Genomic DNA, 9,964 nt, shown 5'->3' on the forward strand with positions numbered 1-9,964 from the left:
TTCGGTGAGTCTGCCGCGGCGGTGTGGCTGCGGTCTTTCGGTTCGGCGCCGGTGGTGTGAGGGGTGGCAGCAGGCTGTGAAGGGCGCGGCCGCTTGCGGTCCTTGGCCGGGCGGGGACTCCGGCAGCTCCGCCGTGCGGCGCGGCGCGGCGGTCATGCCGTTCTGCGCCCGCGCCCCGCATCGGCCTTCTGGACGGAGTTTTCCGGACGACATCGCCTTTGGCCGCCGGAGTGTCCCCGAAATGCAGAGGTTTTGGGACAGCGGGAATGCGGATGACCGCGCGCTGCCGCGGACGGCCGCTGTGGCGCGGCCCTGTGTCGTGCCGGGAATGCGGGCGGCTTCGCCTCACGGCTGTGACGGTCCGGACGGCTGTCTATACGTCATCTGGACTCGGCTTGGCGGAACTCGGCCTGGCGGTGGTGTCTGAGGCTGATTCGGTTCTGGTGTAGAGGACCTCGCGGCCCTGCTCGGCGGCGCGGATGAGTGCTTCGCTGACGAAGTCGAGGAAGCGGGCGGCGTTTTCGAGGCGGGTGGCGGCCGGGGTGCCGCGGCCGAGGATGCCGACGCCCTGCCGTGCGGTCTCGATGAACTGGTCGTTGGCCTGGGCGCTGCGGATCATCGACTGGTACCAGAGGTCGTCGTCGACGACGTATCGCTCGCGGCGGCGTTCGTCGCGTTCACGGCGGACGAGGTCCAGGTTTTCGAGGAACGCGATCGCTTTGGAGACGGATGCCGGGCTGACCTGGAGGCGCTGGGCGAGTTCGGACGCGGTGAGGCTGCCCGTGTCGGTGGTGTAGAGGCAGCCCAGCACCCGGGCCATCATCTTGGGCAGGCCCGAGGTCATGAAGACGGTGGTGAGGGTTTCCTGGTAGTCGCGCACGGCCTCGGCGTCGCGTCCGGCCGGTTGCGGGAGCGCCTTGAGCCCCTGGGGTGCGGCCTGCCTGCGCCGGTGGGTGCGCTGCTGGGTGGCGCGGTGGGCCAGGTCGGCGCGGTAGCCGACGGGGCCGCCGTTCCGCGTCACCTCACGCGTGATCGTGGAGGTCGGGCGGTCGAGACGCCGGGCGATCTCGGCGTAGGCCAGGCCGTCGGCCAATCCCACCGCGATTTGCTGGCGCTCCTGCTGGGTGAGTCTGCCTCCCGGCATCACGAACCCCCTTCATGCCCCGCGGGGGCTCCATGGTGCTGCTCGGTCTTCCCTGACGACCCCACCATAGCGTTCATCTTCAATACATTGCAACGACCGACAGCTCCATCGTTGCGTTAATCGAGAGGGTGTTGCAATGATTATGGTGCCCTCACCTGCATGGATGCTGTCTCTACGTAAGAGGTTTGTTGTGTAGATCTGGAAAGCAACGTAGCGTTTCCGGTGTCAGAAACAACGAGCGAGCACGGGAGAGCACGATGCAGAAGTTCGACACCCCCGCCCCGATCTGTGCCGTCCTGGCCATCCCCGCCGGACGCGTCCAGCTCATCGCCGCGGACCGCGCCGACACCACCGTCGAGGTCCTGCCCGCCAGCCCCTCCAAGAGCCGCGACGTGAAGGCGGCGGAGCAGACCACCGTCGCCTACGCCGACGGTGTCCTGCGGATCGAGACTGCGGGGAAGAACCAGTACCTCGGCCCTTCCGGATCCATCGAGGTCACCGTCAAGCTGCCCGTCGGCTCCCGCATCGAGGCCAAGACCGCCAGTGCCGAACTCCGCACCGTCGGCCGCCTCGGCGACGTCACCTTCGAAGGCGCATACCACCAGATCAAGCTGGACGAGGCCGCGAGCCTCCGCCTCACCGCGACCGACGGCGACGTCGAGGTCGGTCGGCTGGGCGGCCCCGCACAGATCAGCACCGCACGGGGCGACATCCGGATCACCGAGGCCACGCGCGGCACGGTCGAGCTGCGCACCCAGTCCGGCGACATCAACGTCGGCGCCGCCGCCGGGGTCTCGGCCGCCCTGGACGCAGGCACCGGCTCCGGCCGCATCAGCAACGCCCTCAAGAACGACGGCACCGCCGAACTCGACATCCGCGCCACCACCTCCCACGGCGACATCACCGCCCGCAGCCTCTGAAGAAGCAGCACCAGGACCGCCCGGCCGGGCCCACCGCGACCGAGATCCAGCAGGCCGCCGCCGACGACCCGGCCGTCCGCCCCCCAGGGGCCCGCGATCCACGCGCAGGGCCTGAAGAAGCCGTACACGACGCTCTCACGCGACCAGGGGGAACACATGACGAAGAACAGCACTTCCCCGACCACTTGGAAGGGGACGGGAGTGACACCTCCCCCCGTAAGGGGCTTCTCGCTATGCCGGTTGGGCTTCGCGACGGGCCGTCCCGGCCCGTAGAACGTTCAGGGCGCCCACCGTGTCTGCGTGCGCCCTGTGGCCGCAGGCGACGCAGTCGAAGGCCTCTTGTGTGGGCCGGTTCTCTTTGGCGGTGTGTCCGCATGAGGGGCGCCTGCGGGAGGTGTTGCGGGGGTCCAGGAACCGGAACCCGCACGGGCACGCTGCCCAGCGCACCGGTCCGGGGACACGGGGCGGTCGGCCTCCCGCATCGTCACCGGGCTCACAGCGCGTCAGGAAAAAGAGTTTCCCGGATCCCTGTCACATCCTGGTGCGCTGGTCCGTCAGTGCAGTGAAGCCGCTGACCAGACGGATACCAAGGAGTGCAGCCATGACGAACCCCTCGATCTCCCGGATGCCGAACCCGGCCGAGTTCGTGCCCGAGCTGAACGACATCAGCGCAGCTCTCTTCCGGGCCACGGGCAACCGCTCGGTGCCGCGGACCACGATGAGCCTCGTCCACCTGCGCGCCGGGCAGATCGTCAACAACACCTACCTGACGATCCTGAACACCGGTTTCCTGCGCAAGGCCGGGGAGTCGGAGGAGCGCATCACCGCCGTCTCCTCCTGGCAGGACGCCCCGTACTTCAGTGACGCCGAGCGTGCCGCCCTCGCCTTGGTGGAGGCCACCCTCCAGCCCGCCCCGCACGGCAAGGAGCGCGTGTCCGACGAACTGTACGCCGAGGCGGCCAGGCACTACGACGAGAAGGCGTTGGCCACCCTCACCATCGCGATCGGCCAGATCAGCTTCTTCATCGCCCTGGCTCTCATCGGCAAGCCGCAGCCGGTCAGCTCTCTCGCCGACGAGCAGTGGGACTGACCTGATCCGTCCATCAGGCAGATGGAACCGCACCCACCACGGCCGCCGACCGCGCCCACCGCATCCCGGTCGCGGACACCTGCTCGAGCAGCTGTCCGCGACCCGGGGCACGGCCCGGCAGAGGGTGACGGTGCGGGGCCCGGCCGGCAGACCGCGCTGCCGCGATCGGCGCGAAGGCGGCGGCGGTCTCAGCGACGTGCACGCCTGTGCCGCGCCCGCAGTCGCCGACTCTGCTGCCGGCGGGGTGCCGGGTGGACGAGACGACCGTGACCCCACGGGGTTCCCGAGGCGTCAGAGCATAAGCAGCAGCCGCGTATTCGGTACGAGCTTCCGGTTCACGCTGGTGCTCTGCACGAAGATCGTGAAGTCGTCGTTGTGGTCCGGCTTGACGCGGACTTCCACGTTCGGCAGGCCGAGCAGCGCCCGGGCCTCGGGCCCTGTGTACACCCGGTCCGTCTTCTTCTCCAGCACCGCAATCTGCTTCTGCGCCTGGACCTTCTCCGACTTGCTCAACTGGTAGAACGCCCCACCGGTACGGTAGGTGTGCCCGCATTCGATGACCCAGTCCCGGATCGCCGCGTCACGAGCCACCGGGATCAGCTGGTACGCCGACGGATTCACCGGGGTGAGGCCGGCCGCCTTGATGGTGTCCTTGTTGACCGCCTCCGCACCCGTGGAGAACACCGCCCGCGATCCCCTGATGCCCTGGGTGCGGCCCACCATGAACTTCTCGGTGGCCTGCCGGATGACCTGCCCGGCTTCCTCCAGGCCCTGGGTGCTCGTGGCGTCCCATATGGCGATGTTGTCCTTCGGGAAACCGCATTGCATGGCCTCGCGCTTGCCCATCTGGTCCGGCACAAGGACGGCCAGCGTCCAGTTGTCCTCCTGCGTCCTGATCATCTCGGCCACGGACCCGACCAGTTCACGCGGATCCCTGGCAGGGGCATCCGGGCAGCGATGACTTGCGTTCTCCTGCCCGTCGGTGAGCACGAACGTCAGGAAGCTGTGGTCGCCGTACAGCTGAGCCGTCTGCGCCAGCTCCCGCTGCGACTTCAGCGCGGCTGCCAGCAGAGCCGTCATGCCACCGACCCGGTACAGCTGTTTCAGCGACGGCATCCGCAGCACGTCCTTGTCGTAGATGACGCACTCCACCTTGTCCGCGAAGACGTACACCGTGACGCGGGTTTCCTGGTCCAGTTCCCTCGACCGGCGGGCCAGATACGCAATCTGCTGATCGGCGACTTCGACGACCTTGCGGCTCAGATGCGACATGGACGAACTCGCATCCAGCACAAGAGCAACGTGATTGATGTAGTTCTGGGTTCCGGACATGACAGCTCCCCCTCTTCCTCTTCCCGACTCGATGCTCCTACCGTCTCACCCACCACTGACAATCGATCTTGGCTCCCGTCCCGGATGAAGGGCCCACCCGGCCACCGGCGCAGCCGGGCCGCAGCACGAGACCCAAGGCACCGTCACAGCCCGGGGCCTCTTCGTGCACTGGTGCGTCCGGCAGGCCCGTCGGGCGGCCGGTCGTGGCCTGGGCCCACTCCATGCCCAACTCCCGCAGTGAGTCCAGTTGCTCCTGTACGCGCCTGTCCCGCCTTGAGCGGGTGTTCGACGCCCGTACGTCCAGCTTGATGACCACCGGCGCGTCCTGGCCTTCGATCGTGATTTCCCCGCTGTGCGCTCGCGGCACGGGCCGGTGGAAGCCTTCTCGCTCCAGCCAGTGCGCGAGGGCTGCGAGTCCACGCTGGAACGCCTGATGCGCCTTGCTCGGGAGATGGATACCCTCACCGGTCGTGCCGCCTTGGATGTCGGCGGTATCCGCCTCCAGTGCCTCATGGACGTACTGCCAGGCATCGGCTCGTGCGGCTCTGGCGGGAACCAGACCGTGGACCGGTGCGGCAAGGGCGGAGCCGTGGCTGGTGCGCTGCAGGTGGTAGTCCACGGTTCTGCGGCAGATGTCGTCGTCCAGGTCGTGCCCGAGACGCCGGCACACAGCCTGCAGCTCGGCGGGTGAGAACAGGTAGCCGAGCAGGAGAACGTCGGCCTGCCTGGACGCATTGCAGCGGCTGACCGTATCGCCCTCGGCCTCGAGGATCCCGTGATGCGGGGGCACGGCGACAGGGGCCGAGCGAGGTGCGCTCGGGGCCGGCGCAGCCTGATCGGGTGCCCTGCTCCGTGCACTGCCTTTCCGGCCTGCTCCAGGGTCTTGTCGATCGGCCCACCGCATGCGGCGCGGCGACGCGGGGTGACCCCGGTGGTTCACACGGTCACCACCCGCGGATCTGGTTGCTGATCCCGATCCGTTAGCCCCGGCGGCGAGACCGTGTATGGCCGGTTCAGGGATCCCTCGGGAACCGTCCGGAACGTAGGGCGTCGGCGCGGGTGGGACTAACCTCGAAATCATAGGGCCCGAGTGATGGGAGGCCGTCGGCGATGCCGCAGGACGAGGCCGTGATCGGCTGCACGGGCGAGCTGCTCCTCCCCACCCGCGGATCCGCCGGGCCGGGCGAGATCCTCGTGCGGGTCAGGGGCGGTTCCGAGACCTTCCTCGCCTGGTCCTCGGAGCCCCTCCCGAAGGGAGCCACCGTGCTCGTGGTCGAGTCCCGCGGACTCCGCGAGGTCGACGTCATCGAGTGGCGGGATCCGCTGGACGCGCTGTGCGGCGACGCCGCCGACGCCGGCTGAGGAGAAGACATGTTCGGATACCGCGTTCCCGCCCCCGACGAGGCGATGCTGATCTCGGGTGGGCGGCGGGGACTGGGGGGCGCGCCGTTCCGTGTGGTGACGGGGCACGGGAAGTTCGTGTTCCCGATCTTCCGCAAGACCCGCTTCCTCACGCTGTCGATGTGCGAGGCGGAGGTCACCGAGACCTGCGTCACCAGGCAGGGCATCTCACTGCACGTACGCGCCGTGATCGCGTTCAAGGTCGGCAACGACACCGAGAGCATCATCAACGCCGGGCAGCGGTTCCTCTCCGACCAGGAGCAGATGTCGGTGCTGACCGGCCGGATCTTCGCCGGCCACCTGCGCGCGATCATCGGTTCGATGACCGTCGAGGAGATCGTCACCGAACGCCAGAAACTGGCCGCGGAGGTGCTGGACACCTCGAAGACGGAGATGGCAAAGATCGGCCTGATCGTGGACTCGCTCCAGATCCAGTCCATCGACGACGGGGACACCGGCTACATCGACGCGATGTCCGCGCCGCACAAGGCAGCCATTCAGCGGCAGGCTCTGATCGCCCAGGCCCAGGCCACGCAGGCCGCCGCCGAGGCGGAGCAGGCGGCGGCGCGCAAGCAGGCCGAATACGCTCGGCAGACCGCGATCGTGAAGGCGGAGTACGCCGCCGAGGTGGACCGCGCGCAGGCCCACGCCAGCCAGGCCGGACCGCTGGCGCAGGCCCACGCGCAGCAGGAGGTGCTCGCCGCCCAGACCGAACTCGCCCATCATCAGGCCCGGTTGCGTCAGCAGCAGCTGGTCGCAGAGATCGTCAAGCCCGCCGAGGCCGAGGCCGAGCGGATCAAGGTGCTCGCCGTCGCCGAGGCCGAACGCATGAAGATCCAGGCTGAGGCGGCGGCCTCGCACGACCGCGTCGCGCTCGACCGGATGCTGATCGACCAGCTCCCGCAGATCGTGAAGGAGGCCGCCGGCGGCCTCTCCGGCGCCAACGTCAACGTCCTGAACGGTGCGGTCGGCCTCGGCGAGATGGCGGCCGGACTGGTCGGCCAGGGACTGACGATCCTGGAGTCGGTCCGGCAGAACCTGAACGGCCAGAACTCGGCCACTCGCCCTGGAAAGACCGACGGGCTGCCCCGACTGCAGGAGTACCCACATCCGCGCGAGGCGGATACCGCCGACAACCGGGAGCATCCGGAAGTGACCCCGTCCCACGAGCCGCCGGGCACTGCCTGACCGGCATCGAGGCCGTCGTCCGTCTTGCGCGCAACCTCGTTCGGACCCGGGGGCGGCCTCGTGCAGAACTCGGATCGCCAGGACTGCGTCGCCCCGCAGCCACCGATGAGGCAGCGTCGGGGGCTCGCGACGCAAACTGGTGCGCGCGCAGTTCCGCCAGTGCGGCGAGCCCGTCGTTGGCCTTCCGGCTGCCGACTGTGACCCGCAGTCCCTCGCTGGGACAGTGGCGCGTCAGGACACCGGCGTCGGCGAGTGCCGAGGCGCCCGCATCGATCGGATCGGGCCCGGTGAGCCAGACGGAATTGGCGTGGCCGGGGCGTACGTGTCGGCCGAGGTCGACGAGTTCGTGACGGAGCGGTTCGCGTTCGGCGACGACGGCGTCCACACGTAGGCGCAGCTCGCTGCGGGCCCCGCAGCGAAGCCTTCACCGCGGCTGTTGCCACCGCGTTGATCCCGAAGGGCAGCTGTTGCCGACGGATCCGCTCCACCAGGCCGGGGGCGCCGAGGCCGTGGCCGCCGCGCGGTCCAAGGTGATCGGGATCGCCGCCCCGAACGTATTCCTGTACTGGTCGAACGTGTTCCGGTGCCGTTCGGCCGGCGGCTGCAGCGCCTTTGGCCAGTTCCGCAGGAAGGTGCGGTTGGGCTGGTTGGTGACGAGGACGCCGATGGTGGTGGTCGCAGCGCCGAGTTGCCGACACAGGTCCGTGATCGCCTCGGGGCCCGCGCATTCCCGCGACGAGACGCCCTGTCGCCGGCACCGACTCGGGTGACTCTGGTCATTGCCGCGCAGGCGTGACCGGGCAGGTTCGGATCGGTTCTCGCCGCTGCGTTTCGGCCCGGTGGCGTACGGAGTTGAAGCGTCGGAGCCGGCCGACCCGGCCGTCGTTCTGGAAGCCGCCCCAGCGCCGGTGGCCGCCCGAGCCGGGGGGTAGAGGCGTTCGCCGACGGTCTGCCCTTGCTCGGACGAAGCTCTCGCGGCCATGCGTCGTATCGCGTGACGGATCCTTGACCGCCGCTGCGCTCTCCGCGATGCTGTGTTGCGAAACACGAGATGCGTACCGTAATAGGCAACATCTCGACCCTCTGTCAGCCGAGGAGTGGCCATGTCTCAGCAGGTCCGTGCCGTCGTCGCGCGGAGCAAGGGCGCCCCCGTCAGTGTGGAAACGATCGTCGTGCCCGAGCCCGGCCCGGGCGAGGCGCTGGTCAGGATCGAGGCCTGCGGCGTCTGCCACACCGATCTGCACTATCGCGAGGGCGGCATCAGTGACGACTTCCCCTTCCTGCTGGGGCACGAGGCGGCGGGGGTGGTGGAGTCGGTGGGCGAGGGTGTCACGGACGTGGCGCCCGGTGACTTCGTGATCCTGAACTGGCGCGCGGTGTGCGGCCAGTGCCGTGCATGTCTGCGCGGACGGCCCTGGTACTGCTTCAGCACACACAATGCGAAGCAGAAGATGACCTTGACCGACGGTACGGAACTCTCGCCGGCTCTGGGTATCGGCGCTTTCGCCGAGAAGACGCTGGTGGCGGCCGGACAATGCACCAAGGTGGACCGGGCCGCGTCGGCGGCCGCCGCCGGACTGCTGGGTTGCGGGGTGATGGCAGGCATCGGCGCGGCCATCAACACCGGCAACGTCGGCCGTGGTGACAGCGTGGCGGTCATCGGCTGCGGCGGCGTGGGCGACGCGGCGATCGTCGGATCGAATCTGGCGGGTGCGGCGAAGATCATCGCGGTGGACATCGACGACCGCAAGCTGGCCACGGCGAAGAAGCTGGGCGCGACCCACACGGTCAACTCCAGGGAGACCGACGCGGTCGACGCGGTGCGCGAGCTGACCGGGGGGTTCGGCGCCGATGTCGTCATCGAGGCGGTGGGCCGTCCGGAGACGTACCGGCAGGCCTTCTACGCCCGCGATCTTGCCGGGACGGTGGTGCTGGTCGGCGTGCCGAACCCGGAGATGAAGCTGGAGCTGCCGCTGCTGGACGTGTTCGGCCGGGGCGGTTCGCTGAAGTCGTCCTGGTACGGCGACTGCCTGCCCTCCCGCGACTTCCCGATGCTCATCGACCTCTACCTGCAGGGCCGCCTCGACCTGGACGCCTTCGTCACCGAGACCATCGCGCTCGACGAGGTCGAGAAGGCCTTCGAGCGCATGCACCACGGTGACGTCCTGCGTTCTGTGGTGGTCCTCTGATGGCAGGCGCACGCATCGAACGCCTCGTCACCTCGGGGACGTTCTCCCTGGACGGCGGCACCTGGGACGTCGACAACAACGTGTGGATCGTCGGTGACGACAGCGAGGCTGTCGTCATCGACGCCGCTCATGACGCCGACGCCATCGTCCAGTCCCTCGGCGGACGCACCCTGCGTGCGATCGTGTGCACCCACGCGCACAACGACCACATCGACGCCGCACCGGATCTGGCCGCCCGCACCGGCGCCCCGATCCTGCTGCATGCCGACGACCTGCCGCTGTGGAAACACACCCATCCCGACCGGACACCGGACGGCGAGCTGTCCGACGGGCAGACCGTCACGGTGGCGGGCGTCCGGCTGGCCGTGCTGCACACCCCGGGGCACGCCCCGGGAGCCGTCTGTCTGTACGCACCGGACCTGGCCGCGCTGTTCAGCGGCGACACGCTCTTCGCGGGCGGTCCCGGGGCGACGGGAAGGTCGTACAGCGACTTCCCCACCATCATCGAATCGATCAGGGAACGTCTCCTCGCGCTGCCGCACGACACGGTGGTGCACACCGGCCACGGCGAGACCACCACCATCGGCGCCGAGGCGCCGCATCTCCAGGAGTGGATCGACCGCGGCTTCTGACCGCCCGGCGACGGCCTCGCCCCGGTGACGGTGTCCTGCGCACCATCGCCGGCGGCGAGGCCGTCGCG

At 69.1% G+C, this 9,964-nt stretch carries 10 protein-coding genes and 2 pseudogenes; 7 read left to right on the plus strand and 5 right to left on the minus strand.

The annotated features are described in order from the left end of the window. Positions 1-373 precede the first annotated feature (373 nt). Positions 374-1,144: a helix-turn-helix domain-containing protein gene (locus AB0H32_RS43465; RefSeq protein ID WP_361133655.1), complete on the minus strand. Its 771-nt coding sequence runs from the start codon at positions 1,142-1,144 to the stop codon at positions 374-376. Between the two features lie 257 nt (positions 1,145-1,401). Here AB0H32_RS43465 and AB0H32_RS43470 point away from each other — a divergent pair, with 257 nt between their 5' ends. Continuing rightward, on the plus strand, positions 1,402-2,064 hold the full coding sequence (locus AB0H32_RS43470) for a DUF4097 family beta strand repeat-containing protein (protein ID WP_361133657.1): 663 nt from the start codon (positions 1,402-1,404) through the stop codon (positions 2,062-2,064). 231 nt (positions 2,065-2,295) lie between these two features. On the opposite strand, the pseudogene AB0H32_RS43475 reads toward AB0H32_RS43470, so the two are convergent. Beyond that, positions 2,296-2,475, minus strand: a pseudogene (locus AB0H32_RS43475) (zinc ribbon domain-containing protein); the annotation flags it as partial. A gap of 190 nt (positions 2,476-2,665) precedes the next feature. Here AB0H32_RS43475 and AB0H32_RS43480 point away from each other — a divergent pair. Beyond that, the gene (locus tag AB0H32_RS43480) at positions 2,666-3,154 is read left to right on the plus strand and encodes a carboxymuconolactone decarboxylase family protein (RefSeq protein ID WP_361133660.1); all 489 of its coding nucleotides are present in this window, start codon (positions 2,666-2,668) and stop codon (positions 3,152-3,154) included. Positions 3,155-3,445: 291 nt separating this feature from the next. Here the strand turns inward: AB0H32_RS43480 and AB0H32_RS43485 are convergent, their stop codons facing one another. Beyond that, positions 3,446-4,486: a vWA domain-containing protein gene (locus AB0H32_RS43485; RefSeq protein WP_361133663.1), complete on the minus strand. Its 1,041-nt coding sequence runs from the start codon at positions 4,484-4,486 to the stop codon at positions 3,446-3,448. A 436-nt stretch (positions 4,487-4,922) separates the two neighbouring features. Further along, a pseudogene (locus AB0H32_RS43490) lies at positions 4,923-5,258 on the minus strand (glycoside hydrolase family 65 protein); the annotation flags it as partial. Positions 5,259-5,596: 338 nt separating this feature from the next. Between AB0H32_RS43490 and AB0H32_RS43495 the strand changes: the two are divergent. The 3 genes from AB0H32_RS43495 to AB0H32_RS43505 all read left to right on the plus strand — a co-directional run bounded on the left by AB0H32_RS43495 (position 5,597) and on the right by AB0H32_RS43505 (position 7,466). Continuing rightward, positions 5,597-5,848 carry a hypothetical protein gene (locus AB0H32_RS43495; protein ID WP_361133666.1) on the plus strand — a complete coding sequence of 84 codons (252 nt, stop codon included), beginning with the start codon at positions 5,597-5,599 and terminating at the stop codon, positions 5,846-5,848. A gap of 9 nt (positions 5,849-5,857) precedes the next feature. After that, positions 5,858-7,075: an SPFH domain-containing protein gene (locus tag AB0H32_RS43500; protein WP_361133669.1), complete on the plus strand. Its 1,218-nt coding sequence runs from the start codon at positions 5,858-5,860 to the stop codon at positions 7,073-7,075. Positions 7,076-7,298: 223 nt separating this feature from the next. Then, positions 7,299-7,466 (plus strand): hypothetical protein, encoded by a 168-nt coding sequence (locus tag AB0H32_RS43505; protein ID WP_361133672.1) that lies wholly within the window; start codon positions 7,299-7,301, stop codon positions 7,464-7,466. A 33-nt stretch (positions 7,467-7,499) separates the two neighbouring features. Here AB0H32_RS43505 and AB0H32_RS43510 read toward each other — a convergent pair whose 3' ends face one another. Continuing rightward, positions 7,500-8,180, minus strand: coding sequence for a 3-oxoacyl-[acyl-carrier-protein] synthase III C-terminal domain-containing protein (locus AB0H32_RS43510; RefSeq protein ID WP_361133675.1), 681 nt, complete (start codon positions 8,178-8,180; stop codon positions 7,500-7,502). On the opposite strand from AB0H32_RS43510, the gene AB0H32_RS43515 reads away from it, so the two are divergent. Both AB0H32_RS43515 and AB0H32_RS43520 read left to right on the plus strand, forming a co-directional pair. Further along, the gene (locus AB0H32_RS43515; RefSeq protein WP_361133678.1) at positions 8,179-9,264 is read left to right on the plus strand and encodes an S-(hydroxymethyl)mycothiol dehydrogenase; all 1,086 of its coding nucleotides are present in this window, start codon (positions 8,179-8,181) and stop codon (positions 9,262-9,264) included. The two genes, AB0H32_RS43510 and AB0H32_RS43515, sit on opposite strands and share 2 nt — an antisense overlap. Next, a complete protein-coding gene (locus tag AB0H32_RS43520) occupies positions 9,264-9,896 on the plus strand; it encodes an MBL fold metallo-hydrolase (protein WP_361133680.1) in 633 nt (210 codons plus the stop codon). Before AB0H32_RS43515 ends, AB0H32_RS43520 begins: the two co-directional genes overlap by 1 nt. Positions 9,897-9,964 lie beyond the last annotated feature (68 nt).

Source organism: Streptomyces sp. NPDC020362 (assembly GCF_040642095.1).
In the GTDB taxonomy this organism is placed as follows: domain Bacteria; phylum Actinomycetota; class Actinomycetes; order Streptomycetales; family Streptomycetaceae; genus Streptomyces.